Genomic DNA, 26,521 nt, shown 5'->3' with positions numbered 1-26,521 from the left:
TCAGACCTGGGTCCTAGACGTCCCGCCCAGATCGGATCGTGGTCCGATGTGCCCGGCCGGAGCCGCCGGTTGACTGCTCGCATGATCTCGATCGACGGCCTCACCAGGGTCCGGGGTAGGACCCGGATCCTGCACGAGGTGACCTTCAGCGCCCGGCCCGGCCGGGTCACCGGCTTCCTCGGGCCCAACGGGGCGGGCAAGACCTCCACCCTGCGGCTGCTGCTCGGCCTGGACCGCCCCCAGGTCGGCACCGCCCTGATCGACGGCCGGCCCTACGCCGCCTGGGACCGCCCGCTCATCGTGGCCGGGGCGCTGCTCGACGGCAGTGGCGCCCACCGGTCCCGGACGGCGCGTGCCCACCTGCGCTGGGTGGCCGCCAGCAACGGCCTGTCCCGGGCCCGGGTCGACCAGGTGCTGGAGATCGTCGGGCTGACCGCCGACGCCGGTAGACGGGCCGGGAAGTTCTCGCTCGGCATGAGCCGCCGGCTCGGCCTGGCCACCGCCCTGCTCGGCGACCCGCGGGTGCTCATCCTGGACGAGCCGATCAACGGCCTCGACCCGGCCGGTATCCGCTGGATGCGCACGTTCCTGCGGGACAGCGCGGCGCAGGGCCGGACCGTGCTGCTCTCCAGCCACCTGATGGGCGAACTGGCCGAGACCGCCGACGACGTGGTGATCATCGACGGCGGCCGGGTGGTCGCCGGCGGCACCCTCGCCGAGGTGGTCGCCAGGCACCCCACGCTGGAGGACGCCTTCCTCGCGTACACCGCGGGGGAGGGCTCGTCGTGGTGAACCTGATCCGGGCCGAGCTGCTGAAACTGCTCGGGCTGCCGACCGCCTGGGTGGGCCTCGCGCTGGGTACCCTGGTCGCCCCGCTGCTGACCCTGCTGAACGCCGGGCCGGTCCAGGCGGCGATCGAGGACGGGAGCTACGGGTCCACCGCCGACCTGGCGTACAACAGCATCCAGATCGGGATGCTCGGCGCCGTCATCCTCGGCGTGGTCGTGGTGAGCAGCGAGTACACGCCGACTGGGGAGGACTCGCCGGACGGCCGGCAGCTGATCACCACCCTGCTGGCCGCGCCCCGGCGGCCCCGGCTGATCGCCGCCAAAGGGATCGCGCTGACCCTGGTCGTGGCGGTGCAGGGCACGATCACGGCGGTGGTGACGCTGCTGCTGGTCGAGGCCGAACACGGCGGGTTCCATCCGGTGGCGGAACCCCTGCGGGTGGCCGCGGCGGTGCTCGACTGGATGCTGCTGGGCCTGCTGTCGTACGCGCTGACCCTGATCTTCCGCAACGGCATCGTCACGCTCACCCTGCTGATCGTGAACGCCTCGGTGGTGTCGGTGTCGTGGCTGCTGATGAAGGTGACGCCGCTCGGCGCCTACCTGCCGGACATCGTGGGCAAGCACATGTACCTGTCCGAGTTCGGGGACGTCCGGATCCACCCGGTCACCGCCGGGCTGGTGATGCTCGCCTGGGTGGCGGGGCTGCTCGCGCTGGCCGTCCGGGTGTCGCAGAGGCGGCAGGCGTGATCCGGGCCGTCGTCGCGGAGGTGATCAAGCTGGTCACGCTGCCGTCGCTGGCTCTCACCGTGATGCTGACCTGGGCGGCCACCGGTCTGTTGCGGCTCGCCGGGCCGCCGGGCGGGGTGCTGGTCTACAGCCAGGTGGGCTTCCTGGTGCTGGGGGTGCTGGCGGCCGGGCAGGAGTACCAGGGCGGCGGCCAGATCCGGGCGAGTCTGCTGGCGGTGCCCCGGCGGCCCCTGCTGGCGGTGGCGAAGTTCGCCGCCCTGGCGGTGACGGCCGCGCCCGCGGTACTGGTGGCGGCGGTTCTCGCCGGGGAGCCGGCGGGGAGCGGGCGGCTGGTGCTCGACGTGCTCCTGGCGGCCGGGGTGGGAACGATTCTGCGGCATCCGGTGGGCGCCACGGGGGCGCTTCTCACCGCGTACGAAATCGGTCTTCCGGTGGTCCGCCCGCACCTGCCGGAAATCGTCCTCGAAGTGCCCGTCTGGGCCTGTACCAGCATGATCGTCCTGGTCGCGGGCGCGGTGTTCACCCGCCGGGAGGTTTGAGGTCGTGATGCCCTTGACGGAGCGTGGTTTCATGCGGCCAGCACGAGGCCCACCCCCCTCGTACACGTGGTGTTCACGTGAGCGCCCTCGTGCTGTCCTACTCAAGGAGACATTGCGATGTCGCAGCGCCCCTCGCTCGCGGAGGTTCGTGAGCGCACCTATAAGCGCCGGGATGCCTGGTGGACGGTGTGGCTGGTGGATCCGCTCGCCGGTCCCCTCGTCCAGCTGGTGTCCCCATGGAAGTGGGTCACCCCCAATCTGCTCAGTTTCGGTGCCTTCGTACTGGGACTCGGCGCCGCGGCGGCGTTCTGGCAGGCGAGCTATCCGGGGCTGCTCCTCGGGGCGTTGCTCTATCACCTGGCGTTCGTGCTGGACTGCATGGACGGCAAGATCGCCCGGCTGAACGGGACCGGATCGCTGTTCGGTACGTGGCTGGACTACGTGTTCGACCGGCTCCGGGTGCTGACCTGCGCTCTGGCCATGTTCGGCGGGCAGTGGCACGCCACCGGGGAGACCGTCTATCTCTGGCTGGCCACGTTCGTGATCTTTCTCGACATGTTCCGCTACCTGAACGCGCTGCAGATGCAGAAGGTCAAGCTGACCATGAAGGAGCGGATCCTGGAGGTGACCGGGTCCACGCCGGTCGAGTACATCGAGGAGAGCGACGAGGAGATCGAGATCGGTCAGCCGGTCGCTCCGGCCCGCATCGACGTGCACGGGGACTTCAAGACGAAGTTCAGCGCTTTCGTACGGGTCCGCAACTTCCTGCTGCGGCACCGGATCCGCGCGCACCTGTTCAGCGGCATCGAGTTCATGATGTTCGTGTTCATCGTCGGCCCGATCACCGGCCAGATCGCGGTGGTGACCGTCGCGTCCGGCCTCCTGCTGGTGGCGTTCGAGGCACTGCTGGTCTACAAGCTCTGGACCACCACGAAGACCTTCACCCGTCGGATGGCCAAGCTTCAGCAGCCGCAGCTCTCCGTCGTCCTCTAAAGTCCACAGTGTTCGGAACCCCGGCGGATCTCCGCCGGGGATTCTCCTCGGTGTTTCCTTACCGTCCAGGCGTTTTGTCCCTAGACTCGGCAAATACTGTTCCCAATGCCGCGACAGTCAGGGAGAACGAATGCTCAACGCCACGAACCAGACGGCTCCGACCATCGCCCCGGCCCACGCTCACCTGCTGGCGGAGCTGGCGCGGATCCGCCGGGTCCTGGACGTCCTGCCGTTGCCTGACGACACCGCCGCGAAGGCTCACCAGGAGATCAGCGAGACCGAGGTCGCCCTGCTCGAAGCCGACCCGGACCGCCGGCGGATCACCGGCTGCCTGGAGCGGCTGGCCCTGGCGCTCGCTGCCTCCGGGGCTCTCGACCACGCGGGTCAGGCGCTGTCCGCCCCGCTGGAGTCCCTGGCCGGCTGGCTCGGCGACTCCGGCCAATCCGTCCGGGACCTGGTCGGCCCCCGGTAGATCTCCGGTCACCAGACCCTGCATCTCCTGCCGGTTTAATGGGTACCGTGACCTCGGGCCGATCCACCTCGACCGGATGCTCGGCACCGGACCTCTCGTCCTCGCCCTCGTCCGCTATGCGGGATCGCCGGCCTGCGATGCCGCACTCCGCTCCTACCGGGCCCACCTCCAGCCCGAGCTCCCCCGGCTCGGCGCTCACCTGGTCGCGGTCAGCCCGCAAGCTTCCCAGCGGCTGGCCGCGGTCAAGCACCGCGAGGAACTCGGCTACCTGGTCGCCTCCGACCCGCGGCACGTGCTGATCGACGCGCTCAACATCGGCTTCGGCCACCCCGGTGCCGACGTGGTCCTCGGCACCGGCCGGTCCGTGCTGCCGTTCGCGTCGGTGGTCGTCGTCGACCGGGCCGGTGTGGTGCGCTTCGCCGAGGTGCGGGCCGGCTGGTCCGGCCCGATCCCGCCCGGCCGGGTCATCGACACCGTCCGGTGCCTCACCAATCCATCGACGTATTGACATGTACCTGCGGCGCTGAAACGCTCGCGCGGGTGGGAATCATCGACCGGCTCACCGCCGACCCCGGCCTCTGGACCGAGATCACCGCCTCCGGCCTGCCCGTCATCGAACCCCGGGACGACGGCCAGTGCCTGGTCACGTTCCTGTGGCGCGGCGACGCCATCGGCACCCGGTTGTGCTGGGGCCTGTGGGACGAGCTGACCCGGCTACCCGGTACGGACATCTGGTACCTGGCCCGGGTCCTGCCCGCCGACCTGCGGACCGTCTACTACCTGGCCCACGACGACGACCCGGCCACGCCCGCCACCAGCGGCGGCAGCGGGCTCCGGCACGTCGACCCCGGCAACCCCCGGCGTGTGCACTTCCCGGCCGACCCCGTCGACCCGGCCGATCAGGAGGGCTGGGCGTCCCTGCTGGAACTGCCCGGCGCTCCCGCCGAGCCGTGGCTCGGCGTCGCCGCCTCGTCCGTCGCCGGGCAGCCGGAGATCCTGCACAGTGAGGCCTTCGGTGGCGACCGGCACCTCACCATCCATCGGCCCGGCACCGGACAGCCCGTGCTCGTCGTCTTCGACGCCTACAACGCCCAGAAGGTGTTGCGGATCCCGGAGACCCTGGAGAACCTGACCGCCGCCGGCCGCATCCCGCCGCTGACCACGATCTTCGTGCACCTGCCGGACGACACCCGCGACGACCACCTCTCCGCCGTCCCCGAGATGCGGGACTTTCTGTCCGGCGAACTGATGCCGTGGGCCGCCACCCACCTCGGCGCGCCCCTGGACGGCGGCCGCAACCTGATCGCCGGCGCGTCCCGCGGTGGCCTCGCCGCCGTCTGGGGCGCCCTCGAACTCCCCGAACTGTTCGGCGCCGCCATCTCCCAGTCCGGCAGCTTCTGGTGGGCCCCACCCGGCGAGGACCCGGAATGGCTCACCCGCCGGGTGACCGCCGTCCCGCCCGCCGGCACCCGGTTCTACCTGGACGTCGGCATCCTGGAGGACCGCCCGCTGCCCGGCGGCTCCACCATGGTCCAGGTGAGCCGCCGCATGCGCGACGCACTCCGGGCCCGTGGCTTCGACGTGACCTGGTCCGAATACACCGGCGCCCACGATTACGTGAACTGGCGCCGGACTTTCGCCGACGGCCTTCTGGCGGTCACGGCGCCGCGATGACAAACCCGCGGGCGTTCGCCGAGCCCCGCCGGTTGCCTTGACACCGGCGGCAACCTCTACCGTGCCCACCGTCCAGCACCCGCCGGCGATGGAGATCGGTCTTGAAGTTCGCGATCAGTTACAGCACCGCCGCACTGGGCGTCGACCCCGAACACCTGCTCACCTTCGCGCAGCACGCTGAAGCGTGCGGCTTCGAAGCGCTGTACATGCCCGAACACGTCGTGCTGTACCGCGGCGCGATGCTCGGCACCATGGAACTGCCGACCGACCTGCCGCTGGTCGACCCGCTCGACGCGCTCAGTTTCGTCGCCGCCGCGACCAGCCGGATCCTGCTCGGCACCGGCGTACTGCTGCTGCCGTACCAGCACCCGGTCGTCCTGGCGAAACGACTCGCCACCGTCGACGTGCTCTCCCGGGGCCGGATGCGCCTGCTCACCATCGGGGTGGGCAGCCTGCCCGGCGAGGCACGGGCCGTCGGCGTCGACTACCACTCCCGCGGCCGGCGAGCCGACGAGGCCATCGATGTGCTCCGGCTGCTGTGGTCCGGCGCTGCCGACGGGGTCAGCTACCACGGCGAACACTTCGACTTCGACGACCTGTGCAGCTTCCCGCAACCGTACGGCGTGTCCACCCTGCCGATTCACGTCGGCGGATCCAGCCGGGCCGCCGCCCGCCGAGCCGGACGACGCGGCGACGGATACTTCCCCGGCGGCATGCTGAGCCCGTCGGAACGCGCCGCCCAGCTAGACCTGGCCCGAGCCGAAGCCGCGGCGGCCGGGCGGGACCCCGGCGCGCTGGAATACACCAGGTGGGCGTCGATCTCGACCACACCGGAGCGGGCAGAGTCCCTGGCAGCCGAAGGCGTCACCCGGCTGGTGGTCAACGTGACCTCCGCGGACCACACCGAACAGTGGGACGAGATGTCAGCCCTGGCCGAACGCTTCGCCCTGCCGGGAAATTCGGTCGCCTGAACCGGAGACGGGAACTACGGTGTCAGTCATGTTCACGCCCGGTCTGCAGCTGCCCCCAGTGGCGGCTCCCGTGTGCGTGTTTTCCGGCGCTGATACGCGATTCTGACCCTTCCCCACCGGCAGCGGAACCCCGGGGAAGGGTGGCTGCTGACTGCCCGGGTTCCGACGCGGCCCGCCTGGCGACGGGTCGTGGAACATCGATGATGCCTCGCATCCAGTGAGGACTGAGACAAGATCATGGCGAAGAGCCAGTTCATGCGTACGAAGCCACACCTCAACATCGGCACGATGGGGCACGTCGACCACGGGAAGACGACCCTGACCGCCGCGATCACGAAGGTTCTCGCCGACCGGGACCCGGTGGCCAACCGGTACGTCGCGTTCGAGGGGATCGACAAGGCGCCGGAGGAGGCCGCCCGCGGGATCACCATCACCATCGCGCACGTCGAGTACGAGACCGCGTCCCGGCACTACGCGCACGTCGACATGCCTGGCCACGCCGACTACGTGAAGAACATGATCACGGGGGCGGCGCAGGTGGACGGTGCGATCCTCGTGGTGTCGGCGCAGGACGGGGCGATGCCGCAGACCCGCGAGCACGTGCTGCTCGCGCAGCGGGTCGGCGTACCGCACCTGGTCGTCGCTCTGAACAAGAGTGACATGGTCGACGACCCGGAGCTGCTCGACCTGGTCGAGCTGGAGGTCCGCGAGCTGCTGTCGGAGTACGGGTTCCCCGGCGACGAGGTGCCGGTGATCCGGGTCAGCGCGCTCAAGGCCCTGCAGGGCGACCCGCAGTGGGTGGCGTCCGTGAGCGACCTGCTGGCGGCGGTCGACGACTACGTGCCGGTTCCGCCGCGGGAGCTGGGCGAGCCGTTCCTGATGCCGATCGAGAACGTGCTGTCGATCAGTGGTCGTGGCACGGTCGTCACCGGCAAGGTGGAGCGTGGGGAACTGCGCGCCGGCGAGCCGGTCGAGGTCGTCGGTCTCGGGCCGACGGTCGTGAGCGTGGCGACCGGGCTGGAGACGTTCGGCAAGACCCTGGAGTCGGCGCAGGCCGGCGACAACGCCGCGGTCCTGCTGCGCGGGGTCAAGCGCGAGCAGGTGCAGCGGGGCCAGGTTCTGGCCGCGCCGTCCAGTGTGCGGCCGCACCGGGTCTTCACGGCGCGGTTGTACGCGCTGACCAGTGCCGAGGGGGGCCGGCACACGCCGTTCGAGGTGAACTACCGGCCGCAGTTCTACTTCCACACCACCGACGTGTCGGGCGGGATGGACCTCGGTGGCCGGGATCTGGTGATGCCGGGCGACACCGTGGACGAGGTGACGGTGACGCTGGGCAAGGCGATCGCCCTGGAGACGGGCATGGGTTTCGCGGTCCGTGAGGGCAACCGCACGGTCGCCGCCGGAACGGTGACCGCGGTCCTCGAGTGATGAGGTGGCCCGGCGTCTCCTTCAAGGAGACGCCGGGCCATGTGTCAGAGACCGGGGATGTCGATGACGATCAGTTCGGTGTCGTCGGGGTGGCCGGGGATCCGGCCGTCGTTGCCGGGGAAGTTGTTGTCGTTGGCCACCAGGACCCGGTTTCCGCCGAGCGGCAGCACCGACTCGACGGACTGGAGCGGGAACGAGAACTGTTCGCCGACGCCGTACTCGCCGGGGCGGGCCGGGGTGGAGACGCCGGTCCGGTCGGTGATGCGCAGCAGGTCGGCGACGGTGCGCCGCGGCAGGGTTCCGTCGGCGGACGCCTTGTCGAGGTCGGTGACCACGAGACGTTTGACGTACGCGGCCGGGCCCATGCCGTTGTCGCGTTCGATCAGCACGAGCCGCTTTCCGTCGAGCACTGCCGCGTCCCCGACCAGCAGGGCCGGGGCGTCGACGAGGAAGGTCCAGGTCCGGCCGGTGTAGCGGTTGGCCCGGATGTCGAACTCGTACACGATCCGGCGGCGCTGGTCCGGGTCGTCGGTGCGGGCACCTTCGAGGATCGGGTAAAGCGTCTTCCCGTCCCTGCTGACGGCCATCGCCTCGAATCCGCGGCTGCCGGGGATCGTGGCGGTCTCGCCGGGAGCCAGGTCCGGTGACTGCGGGGACTTGCCGCCGTCGGGCAGCGGGATCGGCGCCTGCAGCACCTTGCCGGTCTTGTCGACCTTGATCAGGTACGGGCCGAACTCGTCACCGATCCACAGGTTGCCGCGCGAGTCGCGGGCGAGGGATTCGATGTCGAAGTCGGCGCCGGTGAGCAGCCGTTCCCTGGTGTCCTGGCTGACGATCGGGAACGGTACCTTCCGGTCCGGGTCGCGGAAGCTGATGAAGCCGTTGACCTTCACCTGGTGACGCCGGTAGTCGGGGGTGATGTCGTATGCCCGCAGCAGGAAGTCCGCCGAGTTGTTCTTGGCGCCGAACCCGTTGTCCGGCATGGCCAGCAGCCGGTTCCGGGCCAACGGGAGCACCGCGGAGAATCCGGGGATGGGCTGTCCCGGAAACGGTGCGCTGATCCCGTTGACCGGCGCGGTGCTCAGCTGCGTGCCGGAGACCGGCCCCGGCTGGTACGCGGTCGCCGACAGGATGGCCCGGCTCTTCAAGGTGACCACGGACGAGTGCGGGTGCGGAGCGGGACGGGGGTTCGCCTGTGCCGGGGCCGCCGGGATCAGCACGATCACGGCGGCCGCGAGAATCGCTTTATGAGCCACGCTTCGACACGATCCGATGTGTCTCCGAACGGGACCTGAACCCCGGCTGGCCGGCAGCTGTCAGTGCAGCGGCTTGAACCCGCGCAGCCGCAGACTGTTGGCCACCACGAAGACCGAGCTGAACGCCATCGCGGCACCGGCGATCATCGGGTTGAGCAGGCCCGCCGCCGCCAGGGGCAGGGCGGCCACGTTGTAGGCGAACGCCCAGAACAGGTTGCTCTTGATGATCCGCAGAGTGCGCCGGGACAGCCGGATCGCGTCCACGGCGGCGGTCAGGTCACCACGGACCAGGGTCAGGTCGGAGGCCTCGATCGCCACGTCGGCGCCGGTGCCCATGGCCAGCCCCAGGTCGGACTGGGCGAGGGCGGCGGCGTCGTTGACCCCGTCACCGACCATCGCGACGACCTTGCCCGTCTGCTGCAGACGCTGGACCTCGGCGACCTTGCCGTCCGGCAGCACCCCGGCGATCACCTCGCCGATGCCCACCTCGGCGGCCACCGCCCGGGCCACGGTCTCGTTGTCGCCGGTCAGCAGGACCGGCGTCAGGCCCAGCTTGCGCAGCCCGGCGACGGCTTCGGCGCTGGTGGGCTTGACCGTGTCGGCGACTGACAGGATCCCGCGTGCCCGGCCGTCCCAGCCGGCGACGATCGCGGTGTTCCCGGCCTGTTCCGACGACGCGACGGCTGCCGCGATGTCGTCCGGAACGTGCAGGCCCTCGCGTTCCAGCAGAGCCGCCCGGCCGGCCAGGACGACACGGCCGGCCACGGTTCCCCGTACGCCGAAGCCGGGGAAGGCGGTGAAATCGGCGACCGGGAGATGATCGCTCACCTCGGCTGCGATCGCGCGAGCGATCGGGTGTTCGGACGCCGCCTCCACCGAGGCGGTCAGTCGCAGCAGCTCGTCGTCACCGTCGGGGAAGACCGCGACCAGCTTCATCACCCCGGTCGTCACGGTGCCGGTCTTGTCCAGCAGGATCGTGTCGACACGCCGGGTCGATTCGAGCGCCTCCGGGCCCTTGATCAGGATGCCGATCTGGGCGCCGCGACCGGTGCCGACCAGCAACGCGGTCGGTGTGGCCAGGCCCAGGGCGCACGGGCAGGCGATGATCAGTACGGCGACGGCGGCGGTGAACGCGGCGGTCCCGCCCGCTCCCGTGCCGAGCCACCAGCCCAGCGTCGCCACCGCGAGAGCGATCACGATCGGCACGAAGACGCCGGAGATCCGGTCGGCCAGCCGCTGCACCTCGGCTTTCCCGGTCTGCGCCTGCTCGACCAGACGCGCCATCTGCGCGAGCTGGGTGCCGGCACCGACCCGGGTGGCCCGCACCAGCAGGCGACCGCCGGCGTTCACCGTCCCGCCGGTCACGTCGCCGCCGGGGCCGACCTCGACCGGGACGCTCTCGCCGGTCAGCAGCGACCGGTCCACCGCCGAGGAACCCTCCTCGACCACCCCGTCGGTGGCGATCTTCTCGCCCGGTCGGACCACGAACAGCATCCCCGGTGTCAGTTGCTCGACCGGGATGCGGGACTCGGTGCCGTCCTTGACGACGGCGACGTCCTTGGCGCCCAGCTCCAGCAGCGCCCGCAGGGCGTCACCGGCCCGGCGTTTGGACCGGGCCTCGAAATAGCGCCCGGCCAGGATGAACATGGTCACCCCGGCGGCCGTCTCCAGGTAGATCGCGCCGGTGCCGTCGGTGCGGCTGACGGCCAGGGTGAACGGGTGGGTCATCCCCGGCTCGCCCGCGGTGCCCAGGAACAGCGCCCACAGCGACCAGCCGAACGCGGCGATCGTGCCGAGCGAGATCAGGGTGTCCATGGTCGCGGCGCCGTGCCGCAGGTTGATCGCGGCGGCCCGGTGGAAGGGCCAGCCGCCGTAGACGATGACCGGCGCGGCCAGCGTCAGCGAAAGCCACTGCCAGTAGTCGAACTGCCAGGCCGGAACCATGGCCAGCAGGATCACCGGGACGCTCAGGACGATCGCGGTGATCAGCCGCTGCTTCAACGGGTCACCGGTCTCCGGGGCTTCTTCGGTCTTGTCCGGGACCTTCGCGGTGTAGCCGGTCTTCTCGACCGTGACGATCAGGTCGGCGGCCGTGACACCGCCGTCGACCGTGGCGGTCGCCTTCTCGGTCGCGTAGTTGACGGTGGCGCTGACCCCGTCCATCCGGTTGAGCTTCTTCTCGATCCGGTTGGCGCAGGAGGCGCAGGTCATCCCGCCGATCTCCAGCTCGATCAGCGTGGCAGCGGGGGCAGCCCGCCCCGTCACGAGGCGGCACCCAGCTCGTAACCGGCCTCGTCCACCGCCGCGCGCACGGTCTCCCGGTCGACCGGCTCGGTGGCGGAGAACGTCACGGTGCCGGCGGCCAGGTCGACGTTGACGTCGGTGACGCCGGGGATCGCGGCGACCTCGGTGGTCACCGCGGTGACGCAGTGGCCGCAGGTCATCCCGGTGACGGGGTAGGTGGTGGTCGGCATGGCGGTTCCCTTCGTTCGGTGTCCACTCAACCATACAGATACCCGGTAGGGGTATCCCGGCAGGGCTGTAGCATTGGCGACATGAGCAACCCCGCCCCCACCCGCGGCTACACGGCCACCAAGGACAACCTGCAGTCCCGGCTGCGCCGCATCGAGGGCCAGGTCCGGGGCATCGAGCGGATGGTCGACGAGGACCGCTACTGCATCGACATCCTCACCCAGATCTCCGCCATCCAGGCCGCCCTCGACAAGGTGGCACTCGGACTGATGGACGGGCACGCCCGCCACTGCATGCACGAGGGCGCTCAGGAGGGCCGGGCCGACGAGATGGCCTCCGAGCTGATGGCCGCCGTCGGCCGCCTGATGAAGCGCGGCTGATACCGGTCGGTAACCTGACCCGCATGACGCAGCCCGCTCCGATCGTTCTCGTGTCACCCGCCATGGGCATCGGATCCCGGTACTACCGGCTGCTCGTCGACGAGTTCACCGCCCGCGGCTGGACGGCCCGCGCACTGCCCCGGCGCGGCTTCGAACCGGACTCCCCGCCCGCGTCCCGGGCGCACGACTGGTCGTACGGTGACGAGATCGAGGACATGGCGAAAGCCGTGGCCGAAGCCCGCGCCGAACACCCCGGCCGCCCGGTGATCCTGCTCGGCCACAGCCTCGGCGGCCAGCTGGCAGTCGGCCACCAGCTCCAGCACACCCCCGCCGACGGCATGGTCACCGTCGGCACGTCACTGCCGTGGCACCGCGACTTCCCACTGCGCGGCCTGCCGCTGGTGGTGCAGGCCGGCGTCATCGTCCCGGTCCTGACCGCGCTCTTCGGCCACCTGCCGAAACCCGCCTTCGGTGGTCCCGGGGCCCGGACCCTGATGCGCGAGTGGGCCCGGATGGCCCTGACCGGCCGCACCCCGTTCCCGGCGCCCGTCCCGGTCGGGAGTCCCGCCCTGGTGGTGCTCCTGGAAGGCGACCGGCTGGCCCCCGCCCGCGCGGTGGAGACCTTCACCGGCCTGTTCACCCCGGAAGCGGTGACCCGCTGGCACTACCGGACCGCTGACGTCCCGCCCGGCGCCAGCAACGACCACATCGGCTGGGCCCGCCGGCCCGCCCCGGTGGTGGACCGCGTCCTCACCTGGTGGGCGACGACCTCCGGATGACGGGGGTCGCTGTGGCCGGTGAGCCCCCGCGTCACCGACCACCAGCGATAGAGACACGGTAGCGGCCGGGGACCGGTGCGGACCTTGACTTCGGCTGTAGCCGAGGCTGCCCGTCGAAATCGCGCTGAACTGGGGAAATGCCGCTCGCCTGGCGTGGGCGGCAACGGAACCGGCAGAATCTGGGCCTTCGGCGGCATCTGGGGGTACGCCGGGGACGATCGGACGGGGAAACACCTTGACGCAGACCGGAAACGCGAGCGGGTACGTTCTGCGTCAGCGGCGTATCCTGCTGGGGCTGACACAGGAGGATCTCGCGCTGCGCGCGGGTGTCAGTGTGCGCTCGGTGCGGAACCTGGAGCGAGGCGCCGGTGGGGTGCCCCGGCAGCAGACCCTGCGGCAACTGGCCGCGGCGGTCGGTCTGGACGACCTCGGGGGCGGCGGCACGGCGGCGGCCGGGATTCGGGTCGCGGTGCTCGGGCCGTTGACCGTTCACGACTGTGACCGTGAGGTGCCGATCGGGTCGGCGATGCAACGCCGGCTGCTGGGGCTGCTCGGATTGCATCCGGGGCAGCCGGTGCGGACCGCGGACCTCGTCGACGTGCTGTGGGACGGCCGGCCGCCGGCCACCCACGTGAACCTGATCCACGGGTACGTCGGCGCGCTCCGCAAGATCCTGGGCCCGTCCGTGGTCGTCACCGGACCGGACGGCTACCGGCTGGCGCTGGACCGCGACCGCATCGACCTGGCGCGTTTCGGTGACCTGATGACGCGGGCGGAGCACGGTGCGGAGGACTACGAGCGGGCGCTGCAGTGCTGGCGCGGGCCGATCGATCCGGCGATCCGGCTCCATCCGGCCGCGGTGGCGGCCGCCAACCTGCGGATCGTGGCGACGCTGGCCTTCGCTGATCAGGCGATCGCCACGCGGCGATACGACGCGGCGATCCGCTGGCTCGGCCCACTGAGTCAGGAGGAACCGCTGCACGAGGGGCTGCACGCCCGGCTGGTGCTGGCGCTGGCCGGTTCCGGGCGCCAGGCCGAGGCGCTGCGGCATTTCGCGGCTGTCCGGGACCGGATCGTCCAGGAACTCGGGGTGGAACCGGGACCCCAGTTGACCGAGGCCCACCTCGGGGTTCTCCGGCAGGAACTGCCCGGAGCGGCGGTGCGGAAGACCACCGGCGTGATACCCGCCGAACTGCCCTCGGCGACGGCGTTCCTCGCCGGTCGGGACCCGGCCCTGCAGAGCTTGAACCGGCTGCTGACCGACTCCGCGCCCGCGATCGCGGCGATCTCCGGCGGCCCGGGCACCGGGAAGACCACGCTCGCCGTGCACTGGGCGCACGCGGTCCGTGACCGTTTCCCGGACGGCCAGCTGTTCGTGAACCTCCGGGGCTTCGACCCCGCCGGGGCGGTGGTGCCGGCCGACCGGGCGATCCGGACGTTCCTGGAGTCGCTCGGCGTCGAGCCGCAGAAGATCCCGCCGGGTCTGGACGGGCAGGTCAACCTCTATCGCAGTCTGCTGGCCGCCCGCCGGGTCCTGGTGGTGCTGGACAACGCCCGCGACGCCGAGCACGTGCGGCCACTGCTGCCGGGCAGCGCCGGTTCGGCCGCCGTGGTGACCAGCCGGAACCGGCTGACCGGCCTGATCGTAGTGGACGGCGGCACCTCGGTGAGTCTGTCGGTGCTTCATCCGGAGGAGGCGTACGCGCTGCTCAGTCGCCGGATCGGGGTGGATCGGGCGGCGGCCGAGCCGGACGCGGTGGCGGAGATCGGGCGGCTGTGCGGGCATCTGCCGCTGGCGCTGGCGATCGTGGCGGCCCGAGCGGTCCAGGCGGAGCTTCCGTTGTCCTGGTTCGTGGTGAACCTGCGTGCGGAGCGGGCGCGGCTGGACGTGCTGGGTGGTGACGAGGCGGCGATCGACGTACGCGGAATCTTCTCCTGGTCCTACCGGGTGTTGAGCCCGGCGGCGGCCCGGCTGTTCCGTCTGCTCGGGAGCCACCCCGGCACGGACCTCGGGGCCGGTGCCGCGGCGAGCATGGCCGGCCGCCCGGTCGAGCAGGTGCGCGAGCCGCTCGGCGAACTCGTGCGGGGCAGCCTGATCGAGGAGGAGTCGGACGGCCGGTACACCATGCACGACCTGTTGCGGGTCTACGCGCTGGAGACGGCCGCCGAGGTGGACACCGCGGCCGACCGGGAGGCCGCGATCCGCCGGATGGCCGGCTACTACGTGGCCGGGGCGATCGGCGCCGGGCAGATCCTCGACCCGCACCGGATGACCGACCGGCTGGGGCGCCCGCCGGTCGAGCCGGCCGCCTTCGAGAGCACCGACGCCGCGGCGGTCTGGCTCACGGTGGAACGGCAGAACCTGCTCGCGGTCCAGTTGACGGCGGCGGACGCCGGCCTGGACGACGGCGCGTGGTGGCTGGCCTGGGGGCTGGCCGAGTACCTGCAGCGCGGCGGGCACTGGCAGGACTGGATGGCCACCCAGCGGGTTGCGCTGGAGGCGGCCCACCGGCTCGGCGACGTCTATCGCGAGACGATCGCGGACCGGGGTCTCGGCGGCGCCTACGCCCGGTTGGGTGACTTCGAGAAGGCGACACCCTGCTTCCAGCGGGTCCTCGCCCGGTACGAGCAGAGCGGTGACCTGTCCGAGGCGGCGTCCGCGCATCTGAGCCTGGGCTGGGTGGCCGGCCGCCGCCAGGACTTCAGTACGGCACTGCACCACGCCCGGCAGGCGCTGGCGCTGTCCCGCGCGGTGGGGAACACCAGGGGCGAGGCTGACGGGCTCAACACGGTCGGCTGGTACCTGATCCAACTGGGGGAGCACCAGTCGGCGCTGGTGCAGTGCCGGCAGGCGCTGGCACTGCACCGGGAGGTCGGCAATCGGCTGGGCATGGCGGACACCTGGGACACCCTGGGGTCCGTCCACCACCGCCTCGGGGAGCATCAGCCGGCTCTGGCCGCGTACCGGGAGGCTCTCGCGTTCTATGTCGAGGTTCTGGACCGTTACCACGAGGCGCTGGTCCTGAACCAGATCGGCGACACGCACCGCGCGGCGGGCGACCTCCCGGCGGCCCGGGAGTCCTGGCAGCAGGCCCTGTGGATCTTCGACGACCGGGGACACGCCGAGGCCGCCGAGGTCCGCGAGAAGCTGGACTCTTTGTCCTAGGACGCTTTAGCGGGTGTGACCACTGTCTCGCCCGCGGCCGCGAACCCGGCACAGGTCGTGGTGGTGCACGGCGCGGGCCACGACGACCGGGTGTTCCTCGACGGTCCCGAACTGCTGGCGGCCGTCGAGGCGCTGGCCGGCCGGCTCTGAGGATTGCCGGGGAGAGGCGCTGGGAAAAGGGCGACTATGACGGGGACTTCTGTGGATGGCCGGGCCGGGATCGACGCGGGGCTGGTCAAGCGGCTGGTGGAGGGGCAGTTTCCGCAGTGGGCCGATCTGGCGGTCGAGCCGGTCGAGGTCGACGGCTGGGACAACCGGACCTATCGGCTCGGGGACCGGATGACGGTTCGGCTGCCCACCGCGGAGGGTTATGTCGCCGCGGTGGACAAGGAGACCATCTGGATTCCCCGGCTCGCGCCGCATCTACCGGTGGCGGTGCCGCCGGTTCTGGGCCGTGGCGCACCGGCGGAGGGGTACCCGTACCCATGGTCGGTCCGGGGTTGGCTGCCCGGGGTGACCGCCGACCGTGCCGAGATCGCCGACGTCTCCGCTTTCGCCGTCGAGGTCGCCGGGTTCATCCGGGCGCTGCAGGCCTGTGACGCGGTGGGCGGGCCGACGGCGGGTCGGCACAGTTGGTTCCGGGGTTGCCCGCCGGCCTCCTACGACGCGGAGACGCGGCGCTGTCTGGAGGCGCTGAGCGGGCGGATCGACACCGGGCGGGCCGCTGAGGTGTGGGCGGCGGCGCTCGAAGCCGGGTGGGACGCCGATCCGGTGTGGTTCCACGGCGACATCGCGGTGGGGAACCTGCTGGTGGTGGACGGGCGGCTGGCCGCGGTGATCGACTTCGGGACGTCGGGGGTCGGGGATCCGGCCTGTGATCTGGTGATCGCCTGGACGTTCTTCGCGGGGGAGAGCCGGCGGGCGTTCCGGGCGGCCGTGGCCCAGGACGACGGGATGTGGGCGCGGGCCCGTGGCTGGGCGCTGTGGAAGGCGATGCTGGTGCTGGTGGGCGCCTTGGACAACGGCGAGCACGCGGTGGCGGCCGACGGCGGACGGGTGATCGGCGAGATCCTGCTCGGCGACTGAGACGTTCCGACGATCAAGACCTCTGCTGTCGTACGTCAGCAGAGGTCTTGATCATGACCCGCCGTGGATGGGGGCGGTCAGGGCGGTGAGGGGGGTGCCGGAGCCGCCCCAGGAGAGGGCGACGATCTCGGCGGCGATGGCTACCGCGGTCTCCTCGGGGGTGCGGGCGCCCAGGTCGAGGCCGATCGGGGCGCGCAGCCGGGCCAGGGCCTCTTCGGGGACGCCGGCTTCGCGCAGGCGGGTGAGGCGGTCGTCGCAGGTGCGGCGGCTGCCCATCGCGCCGATGTAACGGGCCGGGGTCCGCAGGGCGACCTGCAGCAGCGGGATGTCGAACTTCGGGTCGTGGGTGAGCACGCACAGGACGGTGCGTTCGTCGACGTCGGTGGATTCGAGGTAGCGGTGTGGCCACTGGACCACGACCTCGTCGGCTTCCGGGAAGCGGGCGGGGGTGGCGAAGACGCCGCGGGCGTCGCAGACGGTGACCTGGTAGCCGAGGAATTTGCCGATCCGGGCGACGGCGGCGGCGAAGTCGATCGCGCCGAAGACGATCATGCGGGCCGGGGCGGCCCAGGACTGGACGAACACCTCGCGCTCGCAGGCGGTGACGATGGCGCTGCGGCCGTGGGCGAGCAGGCCGCGGGCCTGGGCGCCGGCGATCCGGTCGAGTTCCGGGTCGCCGAGGGTGCCGTCGATCCGGTCCGGCCGGACGACGAGCTGGGCGTCGGGGAGGGAGACGGTGGCGACCGGGCGGCCGGCGGAGATGTCCGACAGCAGGGCGTCCAGGCCGAGCAGTGCCGGTGCCGGCTGGATCATGATCTCGATGGTGCCGCCGCAGGTCAGGCCGACTTCCAGGGCGTCACCGTCGCTGACGCCGTACGTATGCGTCTGGGATTTGCCGGTTTCCAGCACTTCCTGAGCGGCCGCGTAGACGGCGCCTTCCACACAGCCTCCGGAGACGCTGCCCAGCACCTCGCCGTGCTCGCTGACGGCCATCGCCGCGCCCGGCTGCCGGGGTGCCGATCGCCAGGTGTGCACCACTGTCGCCACGGCAAAAGAGACGCCGGCGGCCCGCCAGGCCAGCAGCCCGTCAACGATCTCACGCATGACCGCACCTTCCGTGATCCTCTCGCGGGAGTCAACGGCGGATTAAGAGAACGCTTAGGTCGCTGTTGACATTGGACACCTGGCACGGGAGGGTCTGCGCGACTCGCGGGAGGTGCAGGATGCAGGTGCCGGCTCCGTTCGAATACGAACGTGCCACAAGCGTGGATCAGGCCATTGGACTGTTGGAACGACTGGGCAGCTCGGCTCGGCTGGTGGCCGGGGGCCACAGTCTGTTGCCGATGATGAAGCTCAGGCTCGCCAATTTCGAATATCTCATCGACATCAACGATCTGCACGACGAACTGGGGTATATCCGCCTCAGCGACGACGAGGTGCGTATCGGTGCCATGACCCGGCATCGGGAACTGCTGGAATCGGAGATTCTGGCCGACGTGTTCCCGATCTTCCGGGACGCGGAGAAAGTGATCGCCGACCCGATCGTCCGGAACCGCGGCACGCTGGGTGGCTCGCTGTGCCAGGCGGATCCGTCGGAGGACCTGTCGGCGGTGTGCACGACCCTGGACGCGAGCTGCGTCATCCGGGGTCCGGGCGGTGCCGAGCGGGTCGTCACGATGGAGGAGTTCCACGTGGGCCCGTACGAGACGGCCGTCGCGGACAACGAGATCCTCACCGAGATCCGGATCCCGCGGAAGAGCTTCAAGGCGGGCAGCGCGTACGCCAAGGTGGAGCGCCGTGCCGGTGACTGGGCCGTGGTGTCCGCGGGTGCCGCGGTGTGGCTGGACGGCGGCCGGATCGTGGACGCCCGGGTGGGGCTGGCCGCGGTCGGCCCGAACACCACCGGGATTCCGGAGATCTCGGCGGCGCTGCGCGGGAACGAGCCGGACGAGAGCCTGTTCGAGCTGGCCGGTGCGATCGCGGCCCGCAGCTGTGACCCGTCGACCGACACCCGGGGCAGTGCGGACTACAAGCGCCACCTGGCGGACGAGCTGACCCGGCGCACGCTGCGCCGGGCCGTGGAACGGGCGAGGAGCTGAGTATGCAGGTCACGATGACGGTCAACGGGACCGAGTACACCCGGGAGATCGAAGGCCGGCTGCTGCTCGTGCACTTCCTGCGCGACGTGCTGAGCCTGACCGGCACTCACTGGGGCTGCGACACGAGCAACTGTGGTGTCTGTGTGGTGTGGCTGGACGGCGAGCCGGTCAAGTCGTGCACGGTGCTGGCCGCGATGGCCGGCGGGCACGAGGTCCGGACCGTGGAGGGTCTGGCCAACGGTGCCGAACTGGACCCGATCCAGGAGGGTTTCCGGCAGTGCCACGGCCTGCAGTGCGGTTTCTGCACGCCGGGCATGTTGATGACCTGCCGGGCGCTGCTGGACAAGAACCCGGACCCGACCGAGGGTGAGATCCGCGAGGCCATCTCCGGTCAGATCTGCCGGTGTACGGGTTACTCCTCGATCATCCGCTCGGTGCGCTGGGCCGCGGTGCACGAGGCCGCGTCGAACCAGGAGGAGGTGCCCGCCCAGTGACGACCACCCAGGATACGAAGCTCACCGAGTTCGAGGACAACGACCAGAAGCCGGTCGGGTTCGGCCGGATGCTGCGCAAGGAGGACGCGCGCCTGCTCCGGGGCCGGGGCCGGTTCGTCGACGACGTGCAGTTGCCCGGGATGCTGCACCTGGCGATCCTGCGGTCGCCGTTCGCGCACGCGAACATCGTCAGCATCGACACCAGTGCGGCCGAGGCGTCGCCCGGTGTGCGGGCCGTGGTCACCGGGGAGACGTTGAAAGGTCTGGGCCTGGCCTGGATGCCGACGCTCTCCAACGACGTGCAGGCCGTGCTGGCCACCGACCGGGTGCGGTTCCAGGGTCAGGAGGTGGCGTTCGTCGTCGCCGACGACCGGTACAAGGCCCGGGACGCTCTCGAACTGATCGACGTCGAGTACGACGTGCTGGACCCGGTCGTGGACGTCCGCAAGGCGTTGGCCCCGGACGCCCCGGTCATCCGCACCGACCTCGAGGGCAAGACGAACAACCACGTCTTCGACTGGGAGACCGGTGACGAGGCGGAGACCGACCGGGTCTTCGCCACCGCCGACGTGATCGTCAAAGAGGACATCGTCTACCCGCGTGTGCATCCGGCGCCGATGGAGACGTGTGGTTCGGTCGCCGACTTCGACCCGGTCGAGGGCAAGCTGAAGCTCTGGTCGACGACGCAGGCTCCGCACGCGCACCGCACCCTGTACGCGATCGTGGCCGGCCTGCCCGAACACAAGATCCAGGTGATCGCGCCGGACATCGGTGGTGGCTTCGGCAACAAGGTGCCGATCTACCCCGGTTACGTGCTCTCCATCGTCGGCTCCATCGTCACCGGCAAGCCGGTGAAGTGGATGGAGGACCGCTCGGAGAACCTGATCAGCACCGGTTTCGCCCGTGACTACATCATGCAGGCGGAGATCGCGGCGACGTCCGAGGGCAAGATCCTGGGCATCCGGACGAACGTGCTCGCCGACCACGGGGCCTTCAACGGCACCGCGGCCCCGGTGAAGTACCCGGCCGGTTTCTTCGGCGTGTTCACCGGCAGTTACGACCTGCAGGCCGCGCACTGCAAGATGACCGCGGTCTACACGAACAAGGCGCCGGGCGGGGTGGCGTACGCCTGCTCGTTCCGGATCACCGAGGCCGTGTACCTGATCGAGCGGATCGTCGACGCGCTCGCCTACGAGCTGGAGATGGACCCGGCCGAGTTGCGGCTGAAGAACTTCATCCAGCCCGAGCAGTTCCCGTACGAGACCAAGACCGGCTGGGTGTACGACTCGGGTGACTACGAGCCGACGATGCGCCTGGCGATGGAGATGGCCGGGTACGACGAGCTGCGCAAGGAGCAGGCGGAGAAGCGGGCCCGTGGCGAGCTGATGGGCATCGGCATCTCGTTCTTCACCGAGGCGGTCGGTGCCGGCCCGCGCAAGGACATGGACATTCTCGGGCTGGGCATGGCCGACGGCTGTGAGCTGCGGATCCACCCGACCGGTAAGGCTGTCGTCCGGCTCTCGGTGAAGACCCAGGGTCAGGGGCACGAGACGACGTTCGCGCAGATCATCGCCGAAGAGTTGGGCATTCCGCCGGACGACATCGACGTGGTGCACGGCGACACCGACAACACCCCGTTCGGTCTGGGTACCTACGGTTCCCGGTCGACGCCGGTGTCCGGTGCCGCGGCCGCGCTGGTGGCCCGCAAGGTGCGCGACAAGGCGAAGCTGATCGCGTCGGCGATGCTGGAGGTGTCGGTCGCCGACATCGACTGGGTCAAGGGCTCGTTCCAGGTCAAGGGCGACCCGGGTAAGGCGGTGACGATCCAGGAGATCGCGTTCAAGGCGCACGGCGCCGGCGACCTCCCGGACGGCGTCGAGGGTGGTCTCGAGGCGCAGATCTGCTACAACCCGTCGAACCTGACCTACCCGCACGGGGCGTACATCTGCGTCGTCGACGTCGACCCGGGCACCGCCGAGGTCAAGGTCCGCCGCTTCATCGCGGTGGACGACTGCGGCACCCGGATCAACCCGATGATCATCGAGGGTCAGGTGCACGGTGGCCTCACCGACGGTGTCGGCATGGCGCTGATGGAGATGATCTCCTTCGACGAGGACGGCAACTGCCTCGGCGCGTCGCTGATGGACTACCTGATCCCGACCGCCCTGGAGGTGCCCGACTGGGAGACCGGCTTCACGGTCACCCCGTCGCCGCACCACCCGATCGGCGCCAAGGGCATCGGCGAGTCCGCGACCGTCGGTTCGCCGCCGGCGATCGTCAACGCGGTCGTCGACGCGCTCAAGCCGTTCGGTATCCGGCACGCCGACATGCCGCTCACCCCGTCCCGGGTCTGGGACGCGATGCGCGGCCAGGCCACTCCGCCGATCTAGTTCGGCCCCCCTGGCCGGTGGAGTCCGGGTGACCGGGCTCCACCGGCCGAATTAAGGAGTACGAGATGACGACGAGCACCGCCGAGCGGGCCCTCGAGCTGACCGCCGCGCGCCTGCCGTTCGTGCACGCCACCGTGGTCCGCGCCCAGGAACCCACCTCGGCCCGGGCCGGTGACGACGCGGTGATCCTGGCCGACGGGTCCATCGAGGGTTTCGTCGGCGGGGTGTGCGCGGAGACGTCGGTGCGGGCCGCGGCCATGGACACGCTGCGCAACGGCGACTCCATGCTGCTGCGGGTGCTGCCCGAGGACTCGGCCGAGTTCCCGGTGGCGCCCGGCGCGCTCGTCGTCGTCAACCCCTGCCACTCCGGCGGTGCCATCGAGATCTTCCTGCGTCCGGTGCTGCCGAAACCGCTGATCGGGGTCTCCGGAAGCAGCCCGATCGGGCAGGCCGTGACCGCGCTCGCCGACTTCCTCGACTTCGAGGTGACCCGCGACTACCAGGGTGCCGCCGCGGTCGTGGTGGCCGGTCTGGGGCGCGACGAAGAACGGGCGATCCGTGCGGCCCTGGACGCGCGGGTGCCCCTGATCGCGCTGGTCGCCAGCCACACCCGGTCGATGATCCTGCTCGACGCGATGGGGCTGTCGCCGGAGGAGCGCGACCGGATCCGGCCCCATGCCGGCATCGCCATCGGTGCCCGTACCCCCAAGGAGATCGCTCTTTCGGTTTTGGCGGAGATCGTCCAGGAGTTGCGCACCGGCGCCCTGGCCGCGCCCGCCGTGACGCCGGCTGCCTCGCATGCCGAGGCCGCCGCCTTCGCCAAGGCCGAACCCGAGTTCGTGGCCGGTCCGACTCTGCCCGTCGGGCCGGCCACGTCCCCTACCACCGCGGCCGTGCAGGCCGCGGAGACCGCGATCGACCCGGTGTGCGGGATGACCGTCGTCATCGGACCGGACACTCCGCACGGTGTGGTCGGCGGGCAGGACTTCTGGTTCTGCTGCCCGGGTTGCCGGATAAAATACACGAAGGCCTGAGTTCATGACGGTGACCGGGTTGGTGCTGGCCGCCGGCGGCTCGCAGCGGCTCGGCCGGCCCAAGCAGTTGCTGCCGTTCCGGGGTCGCACGCTGCTGGACGCGACCCTCGACATGGCTCGTGCCTGCGGATTCGACGAGCTGCTGGTCACCGTGGGCGGTTCGGCGCCGGAGGTCCGATCCTTCTGCGACCTCTCCTCGGTACGGGTGATCGAGAATCCCGCCTTCTCCAGCGGATGTGGATCCTCGATCCGGACCGCTGTCACGTCGGTCGGCTCCGACCGGCTCGTCCTGCTGCTGGGCGACCAGCCGTTCGTCTCACCGGCTGACGTCCGCCGTCTCGCCGCGGCAGCCGGACCCCTGGGCGTCTGCCGGTACTCCGACGGCCTCGGCCACCCTTTCCTGTTCCACCGCTCGGTCTACCCCGAACTGTCCACGCTGCACGGAGACAAAGCGGTGTGGAAGCTGCTGCACTCCGGGCGGTACCCGGTGACCGAGATCGATTGTGCCGGTACGGTGCCGATCGACGTGGACACCCTCGACGACTATGAACGGCTGCTCACGCTTGAACACTCCTGAGGACGTCATCCAGCGCCTGGACGCCGTCGACTACCTGGCCGACGACGGCCTCGCCATGGCCGTCTACCTGGCCCTGCGCCTGGGTAAACCGCTGCTGCTCGAAGGCGAGCCGGGTGTCGGCAAGACCGCCGCGGCCAAAGCCCTGGCCCAAGCCCTGGACACCCCGTTCATCCGCCTGCAGTGCTACGAGGGCCTGACTGCCGGCGAAGCGCTGTACGAATGGAACTACCAGCGGCAACTCCTGCACATCCGGCTGGCCGAAGCCCGCGGTTCGTCAGTGGACGACGCCGACCTGTTCACCACCGCCTTCCTGCAGGAACGGCCCATCCTGCGCGCCGTCCGGCACGACGGTCCGACCCCGCCGGTGCTGCTGATCGACGAGATCGACCGGGCCGACGACGAATTCGAGGCGCTGCTCTTCGAATTCCTCGGCGAATCCGCCGTCACCGTGCCCGAACTCGGCACCTTCGCCGCCACCCGCCCCCCGGTCGTGATCCTCACCTCCAACCGCAGCCGCGACCTGCACGACGCGCTGCGGCGCCGCTGCCTCTACCACTGGATCGAGTTCCCGGCACCCGCGCAGGTGGCGGCCATCGTCCGCCGAGCCGTGCCCGGCGCCACCGTGCCGCTGATCCGCAGCGCCACCGAGTTCATCGGTACGGTCCGCGGGCTCGACCTCGACAAGGCGCCCGGGCTCGCCGAGACCATCGACTGGGTCTCCGCCCTGGCCGCCCTCGGCGTCACCGAACTCGCCTCCGGAGACGTACTGCGCACCCTCGGCACCATCGCCAAGACGCCCGACGACCGGGCCCTCATCGCTGACACACCAGTGACCACCCCTCGCGCTCGGAGAGACCACCCATGAAGATCACCAACGAATTCACCGTGCAGATCCCGATCGACGAGGCCTGGAAGGTCTTCACCGATCTCGAAGGGCTCGCGCCCTGCATGCCCGGCGCCCAGCTCACCGGCGTCGACGGCGAGGTCTACAAGGGCAAGGTGAAGATCAAGGTCGGGCCGGTGATCTCCGACTTCTCCGGTACCGCCCAGTTCACTTCGAAGGACGACGCCGCGTACCGGGCCGTGATCGACGCCAAGGGGCGCGACGCCCGGTCGGCCGGCAACGCGTCCGCCACGGTCAGCGCGTTCCTCACCGCCGTCGACGCCACCAGCACCAAGGTCAACGTCGATACCGACCTGAAGATCAGCGGGAAGCTGGCCCAGTTCGGCAGCGGCATGATCAAGGAGGTGTCGTCCAAGCTGCTGGCCCAGTTCGTGGCGAACCTGGAGACCAAACTGGCCGCCGACCCCACCGCAGCCACCCCGGTCGAGGTCTCCGCGGATGCCGCCGTTTCGCCGGCCGCGGTCTCCCCGGCTGCCGTTTCGCCGGCCGCTGTCGAGACCGTTCCGGCCACCGCTGCCGCCCTGGGTGCCCCGGCCGCCGACGGCAGCACCATCTCGGCCGAGTCGGCGAGCCGGGCGGTCGCACCCGACCCGTCCGCCGGTGAGGTCACCGCCGCCGCCGGGCGCACCGAGGTCGCCGAGGGCACGCCCGACCCGGTCGCCCCGCTCCGCACGCCGGACGCAGACCTGTCCGACGCCCCCGCGGTCGCCGCTGCCGCTGCTCCGGCGGTGGCCCCGGCCGCCGCTTCCGAGACCGCCCCGGCGGTGGTTCCGGCCGCGGCTCCGGAGACCGCCCCGGCCGCGGCTCCGGACGTCGCCCCGGACGTTGCTCCGGCTGCTGCTGCTCCGGACGCTGTTTCGGAGGTCGCCCCCGCTGGTAGGACCGCCGCGACCGTGACCGCTGAGCGGACCATCGAGAGCGCTGAGCCGGAGCCGATCGACCTTCTCGATGTCGCCGGAGGATCGATCTACAAGCGGCTCATTCCGGTCGCCATCGGTGCTGTCGTGGTCGTCGGTGCCGTCATCGTCTGGTTCGTTGCCCGGGGCTGACCACGCCCCGGTGCTGCTGCGAGGCACCGACCGGGCCGCGTTCGCCGTCGCGTTCGCGGCCCGGTTGCGCCGAGCCGGGCTACCGGCCGGGATCACCGAGACCGGTGACCTGGTCAGCGCACTGGAGGCCAGCCCGCCCACGTCCCGGACCACTCTCTACTGGACGGCCCGGGTCGCCCTGGTCCGCCGGCACGCCGACCTGGCGATCTTCGACCGGGTCTTCGCGACGGTCTTCGACGACACCCCGCCGTTGCCGCTGAGCCGGTCGGCCGTACCCCCGAGGCCCCGCGACGACAGCGTCCACGTCACCGTTCCCGGAACCGGGGACGAGGCCACCACCTCCGGTCAAGGCCTGCCCTGGGCCACCCTGCCCGCCCCGGTCGGTGCCGACGAGGACACCGACGACACCGGCCTCGCCCTGCCGGAACTGCGCCCCAGCACGATCGCCGTGCTGGCCGACCGCCCGTTCGAAGACCTCGACGGCCCGCAGACCGAGGCCCTCGGCGAAGCCCTGCGGCAGGCGCTCACCCACTGGCCGCGACGTCGCAGCCGCCGCCACCGGCCCGACCCCACCGGCCGCCGGATCGCGATGCGCCCGACCATCGCCCGGGCCCGCCGCACCGGCTGGGAAGTGATCACGGTGGTCCGGGAACGTCCCGTCGCCCGTCCCCGCCGGGTGGTGATGCTCTGCGACGTGAGCGAGTCGATGCGCGCGCAGGCGGCGGCGTACCTGCAGCTGATGCGTGCCTTCACCACGGCCGCCGACGCCGAGGTGTTCGCCTTCGCCACCCGCCTGACCCGCCTCACGGTGCCGCTGCGGCACACCTCCCCCCGGGAGGCGATCGACCAGGCCAGCGCCGCAGTCGACGACCGTTTCGGCGGTACCCGCATCGCCGCCAACATCGCCGCCCTGCTGGACTCCCACCACGGCAACACGGTCCGCGGCGGCGTGGTGATCATCGCCTCGGACGGCTGGGACAGCGACCCACCCGAGGCGATGACGGCCGCGATGGCCCGCTTGAGCCGCCGGGCGTACCGGATCCTCTGGTTGAACCCCCGTGCCGGCGCCACCGGTTTCGCCCCGAAGGTCGGCGGTATGGCCGCCGCCCTCCCGTTCTGCGACCACCTGCTCCCGGCCGCCACCTTCACCGACCTGACCGCCGCCGCCCACCATCTCACCGAGATCCGTTGAACGGGCCGCCCAACCAGGATCAGAGCCAGGA

Annotated in this window: 26 protein-coding genes; 22 read left to right on the top strand and 4 right to left on the bottom strand. The window is 70.9% G+C overall.

The window, feature by feature from the left end; genetic code table 11:
* The first annotated feature begins 81 nt into the window (after positions 1 to 81).
* The 9 genes from BLU81_RS20260 to tuf all read left to right on the top strand — a co-directional run bounded on the left by BLU81_RS20260 (position 82) and on the right by tuf (position 7,612).
* The gene (locus BLU81_RS20260; protein ID WP_092546120.1) at positions 82 to 792 is read left to right on the top strand and encodes an ABC transporter ATP-binding protein; all 711 of its coding nucleotides are present in this window, start codon (positions 82 to 84) and stop codon (positions 790 to 792) included.
* On the top strand, positions 786 to 1,535 hold the full coding sequence (locus tag BLU81_RS20255) for an ABC transporter permease (protein ID WP_092546119.1): 750 nt from the start codon (positions 786 to 788) through the stop codon (positions 1,533 to 1,535). Before BLU81_RS20260 ends, BLU81_RS20255 begins: the two co-directional genes overlap by 7 nt.
* Positions 1,532 to 2,074, top strand: a complete 543-nt coding sequence (locus tag BLU81_RS20250; protein ID WP_092546118.1) for a hypothetical protein — start codon at positions 1,532 to 1,534, stop codon at positions 2,072 to 2,074. Before BLU81_RS20255 ends, BLU81_RS20250 begins: the two co-directional genes overlap by 4 nt.
* Before the next feature lie 117 nt (positions 2,075 to 2,191).
* Positions 2,192 to 3,067 carry a CDP-alcohol phosphatidyltransferase family protein gene (locus tag BLU81_RS20245; protein ID WP_092546117.1) on the top strand — a complete coding sequence of 292 codons (876 nt, stop codon included), beginning with the start codon at positions 2,192 to 2,194 and terminating at the stop codon, positions 3,065 to 3,067.
* A gap of 130 nt (positions 3,068 to 3,197) precedes the next feature.
* Positions 3,198 to 3,539 carry a hypothetical protein gene (locus BLU81_RS20240; protein WP_092546116.1) on the top strand — a complete coding sequence of 114 codons (342 nt, stop codon included), beginning with the start codon at positions 3,198 to 3,200 and terminating at the stop codon, positions 3,537 to 3,539.
* Positions 3,424 to 4,047, top strand: a complete 624-nt coding sequence (locus tag BLU81_RS20235) for a redoxin domain-containing protein (protein WP_269461110.1) — start codon at positions 3,424 to 3,426, stop codon at positions 4,045 to 4,047. The genes BLU81_RS20240 and BLU81_RS20235 overlap by 116 nt, the downstream gene beginning before the upstream one ends.
* 32 nt (positions 4,048 to 4,079) lie before the next feature.
* Complete coding sequence (locus tag BLU81_RS20230) at positions 4,080 to 5,213, top strand: alpha/beta hydrolase-fold protein (protein WP_092546114.1); 1,134 nt, start codon at positions 4,080 to 4,082, stop codon at positions 5,211 to 5,213.
* Positions 5,214 to 5,314: 101 nt separating this feature from the next.
* The gene (locus BLU81_RS20225; RefSeq protein ID WP_092546113.1) at positions 5,315 to 6,184 is read left to right on the top strand and encodes a TIGR03619 family F420-dependent LLM class oxidoreductase; all 870 of its coding nucleotides are present in this window, start codon (positions 5,315 to 5,317) and stop codon (positions 6,182 to 6,184) included.
* 237 nt (positions 6,185 to 6,421) lie between these two features.
* On the top strand, positions 6,422 to 7,612 hold the full coding sequence (tuf, locus tag BLU81_RS20220) for an elongation factor Tu (RefSeq protein WP_092546112.1): 1,191 nt from the start codon (positions 6,422 to 6,424) through the stop codon (positions 7,610 to 7,612).
* A gap of 44 nt (positions 7,613 to 7,656) precedes the next feature.
* On the opposite strand, the gene BLU81_RS20215 is transcribed toward tuf, so the two are convergent.
* The 3 genes from BLU81_RS20215 to BLU81_RS20205 are packed head-to-tail and all read right to left on the bottom strand — an operon-like array spanning position 7,657 to position 11,342.
* Positions 7,657 to 8,868: an esterase-like activity of phytase family protein gene (locus BLU81_RS20215; protein ID WP_231954666.1), complete on the bottom strand. Its 1,212-nt coding sequence runs from the start codon at positions 8,866 to 8,868 to the stop codon at positions 7,657 to 7,659.
* Between the two features lie 60 nt (positions 8,869 to 8,928).
* A complete protein-coding gene (locus tag BLU81_RS20210) occupies positions 8,929 to 11,079 on the bottom strand; it encodes a heavy metal translocating P-type ATPase (protein ID WP_092557358.1) in 2,151 nt (716 codons plus the stop codon).
* A 50-nt stretch (positions 11,080 to 11,129) separates the two neighbouring features.
* Positions 11,130 to 11,342: a heavy-metal-associated domain-containing protein gene (locus BLU81_RS20205; protein ID WP_092546111.1), complete on the bottom strand. Its 213-nt coding sequence runs from the start codon at positions 11,340 to 11,342 to the stop codon at positions 11,130 to 11,132.
* An 81-nt stretch (positions 11,343 to 11,423) separates the two neighbouring features.
* Between BLU81_RS20205 and BLU81_RS20200 the strand changes: the two genes are divergently transcribed.
* The 5 genes from BLU81_RS20200 (at position 11,424) to BLU81_RS20185 (ending at position 16,751) form a co-directional block, all read left to right on the top strand.
* Positions 11,424 to 11,720 (top strand): metal-sensitive transcriptional regulator, encoded by a 297-nt coding sequence (locus tag BLU81_RS20200; protein ID WP_092546110.1) that lies wholly within the window; start codon positions 11,424 to 11,426, stop codon positions 11,718 to 11,720.
* 23 nt (positions 11,721 to 11,743) lie between these two features.
* Positions 11,744 to 12,499: an alpha/beta fold hydrolase gene (locus tag BLU81_RS20195; protein WP_092546109.1), complete on the top strand. Its 756-nt coding sequence runs from the start codon at positions 11,744 to 11,746 to the stop codon at positions 12,497 to 12,499.
* Between the two features lie 235 nt (positions 12,500 to 12,734).
* The gene (locus BLU81_RS20190) at positions 12,735 to 15,665 is read left to right on the top strand and encodes a tetratricopeptide repeat protein (protein WP_092546108.1); all 2,931 of its coding nucleotides are present in this window, start codon (positions 12,735 to 12,737) and stop codon (positions 15,663 to 15,665) included.
* A gap of 15 nt (positions 15,666 to 15,680) precedes the next feature.
* Positions 15,681 to 15,815 carry a hypothetical protein gene (locus tag BLU81_RS51580; RefSeq protein WP_269461071.1) on the top strand — a complete coding sequence of 45 codons (135 nt, stop codon included), beginning with the start codon at positions 15,681 to 15,683 and terminating at the stop codon, positions 15,813 to 15,815.
* Between the two features lie 36 nt (positions 15,816 to 15,851).
* Positions 15,852 to 16,751, top strand: a complete 900-nt coding sequence (locus tag BLU81_RS20185; RefSeq protein WP_092546107.1) for an aminoglycoside phosphotransferase family protein — start codon at positions 15,852 to 15,854, stop codon at positions 16,749 to 16,751.
* Positions 16,752 to 16,802: 51 nt separating this feature from the next.
* On the opposite strand, the gene BLU81_RS20180 is transcribed toward BLU81_RS20185, so the two are convergent.
* A complete protein-coding gene (locus BLU81_RS20180; protein ID WP_092546106.1) occupies positions 16,803 to 17,855 on the bottom strand; it encodes an XdhC family protein in 1,053 nt (350 codons plus the stop codon).
* Between the two features lie 119 nt (positions 17,856 to 17,974).
* Here BLU81_RS20180 and BLU81_RS20175 point away from each other — a divergent pair, with 119 nt between their 5' ends.
* The 8 genes from BLU81_RS20175 (at position 17,975) to BLU81_RS20140 (ending at position 26,490) form a co-directional block, all read left to right on the top strand.
* Positions 17,975 to 18,850, top strand: a complete 876-nt coding sequence (locus BLU81_RS20175) for an FAD binding domain-containing protein (RefSeq protein WP_092546105.1) — start codon at positions 17,975 to 17,977, stop codon at positions 18,848 to 18,850.
* Positions 18,851 to 18,852: 2 nt separating this feature from the next.
* On the top strand, positions 18,853 to 19,344 hold the full coding sequence (locus BLU81_RS20170) for a (2Fe-2S)-binding protein (RefSeq protein ID WP_092546104.1): 492 nt from the start codon (positions 18,853 to 18,855) through the stop codon (positions 19,342 to 19,344).
* Positions 19,341 to 21,734 (top strand): aerobic carbon-monoxide dehydrogenase large subunit, encoded by a 2,394-nt coding sequence (locus BLU81_RS20165; protein WP_092546103.1) that lies wholly within the window; start codon positions 19,341 to 19,343, stop codon positions 21,732 to 21,734. Before BLU81_RS20170 ends, BLU81_RS20165 begins: the two co-directional genes overlap by 4 nt.
* 65 nt (positions 21,735 to 21,799) lie before the next feature.
* Entirely contained in the window at positions 21,800 to 22,768 is a 969-nt protein-coding gene (locus tag BLU81_RS20160; protein WP_092546102.1) for an XdhC family protein, read from the top strand.
* 4 nt (positions 22,769 to 22,772) lie between these two features.
* A complete protein-coding gene (locus BLU81_RS20155; protein WP_092546101.1) occupies positions 22,773 to 23,345 on the top strand; it encodes a nucleotidyltransferase family protein in 573 nt (190 codons plus the stop codon).
* A complete protein-coding gene (locus tag BLU81_RS20150; RefSeq protein WP_197686309.1) occupies positions 23,332 to 24,210 on the top strand; it encodes an AAA family ATPase in 879 nt (292 codons plus the stop codon). Before BLU81_RS20155 ends, BLU81_RS20150 begins: the two co-directional genes overlap by 14 nt.
* Positions 24,207 to 25,298 (top strand): SRPBCC family protein, encoded by a 1,092-nt coding sequence (locus BLU81_RS20145; protein WP_092546099.1) that lies wholly within the window; start codon positions 24,207 to 24,209, stop codon positions 25,296 to 25,298. The genes BLU81_RS20150 and BLU81_RS20145 overlap by 4 nt, the downstream gene beginning before the upstream one ends.
* Positions 25,285 to 26,490 (top strand): vWA domain-containing protein, encoded by a 1,206-nt coding sequence (locus BLU81_RS20140; protein WP_231954665.1) that lies wholly within the window; start codon positions 25,285 to 25,287, stop codon positions 26,488 to 26,490. Before BLU81_RS20145 ends, BLU81_RS20140 begins: the two co-directional genes overlap by 14 nt.
* Positions 26,491 to 26,521 lie beyond the last annotated feature (31 nt).

It is taken from the genome of Actinoplanes derwentensis, from assembly GCF_900104725.1.
In the GTDB taxonomy this organism is placed as follows: Bacteria; Actinomycetota; Actinomycetes; order Mycobacteriales; family Micromonosporaceae; genus Actinoplanes; species Actinoplanes derwentensis.
Note: the sequence above shows the minus strand (reverse complement) of the source record. Positions and strands in the feature narration are given on the sequence as shown.

Coding starts and splice junctions, on each gene's coding strand:
- BLU81_RS20260 (WP_092546120.1), top strand. CDS start 82: ATGATCTCGATCGACGGCCTCACCAGGGTCCGGGGTAGGACCCGGATC.
- BLU81_RS20245 (WP_092546117.1), top strand. CDS start 2,192: ATGTCGCAGCGCCCCTCGCTCGCGGAGGTTCGTGAGCGCACCTATAAG.
- BLU81_RS20240 (WP_092546116.1), top strand. CDS start 3,198: ATGCTCAACGCCACGAACCAGACGGCTCCGACCATCGCCCCGGCCCAC.
- tuf (WP_092546112.1), top strand. CDS start 6,422: ATGGCGAAGAGCCAGTTCATGCGTACGAAGCCACACCTCAACATCGGC.
- BLU81_RS20210 (WP_092557358.1), bottom strand. CDS start 11,079: ATGACCTGCGCCTCCTGCGCCAACCGGATCGAGAAGAAGCTCAACCGG.
- BLU81_RS20205 (WP_092546111.1), bottom strand. CDS start 11,342: ATGCCGACCACCACCTACCCCGTCACCGGGATGACCTGCGGCCACTGC.
- BLU81_RS20200 (WP_092546110.1), top strand. CDS start 11,424: ATGAGCAACCCCGCCCCCACCCGCGGCTACACGGCCACCAAGGACAAC.
- BLU81_RS20195 (WP_092546109.1), top strand. CDS start 11,744: ATGACGCAGCCCGCTCCGATCGTTCTCGTGTCACCCGCCATGGGCATC.
- BLU81_RS20185 (WP_092546107.1), top strand. CDS start 15,852: ATGACGGGGACTTCTGTGGATGGCCGGGCCGGGATCGACGCGGGGCTG.
- BLU81_RS20180 (WP_092546106.1), bottom strand. CDS start 17,855: ATGCGTGAGATCGTTGACGGGCTGCTGGCCTGGCGGGCCGCCGGCGTC.
- BLU81_RS20175 (WP_092546105.1), top strand. CDS start 17,975: ATGCAGGTGCCGGCTCCGTTCGAATACGAACGTGCCACAAGCGTGGAT.
- BLU81_RS20170 (WP_092546104.1), top strand. CDS start 18,853: ATGCAGGTCACGATGACGGTCAACGGGACCGAGTACACCCGGGAGATC.
- BLU81_RS20160 (WP_092546102.1), top strand. CDS start 21,800: ATGACGACGAGCACCGCCGAGCGGGCCCTCGAGCTGACCGCCGCGCGC.
- BLU81_RS20155 (WP_092546101.1), top strand. CDS start 22,773: ATGACGGTGACCGGGTTGGTGCTGGCCGCCGGCGGCTCGCAGCGGCTC.
- BLU81_RS20145 (WP_092546099.1), top strand. CDS start 24,207: ATGAAGATCACCAACGAATTCACCGTGCAGATCCCGATCGACGAGGCC.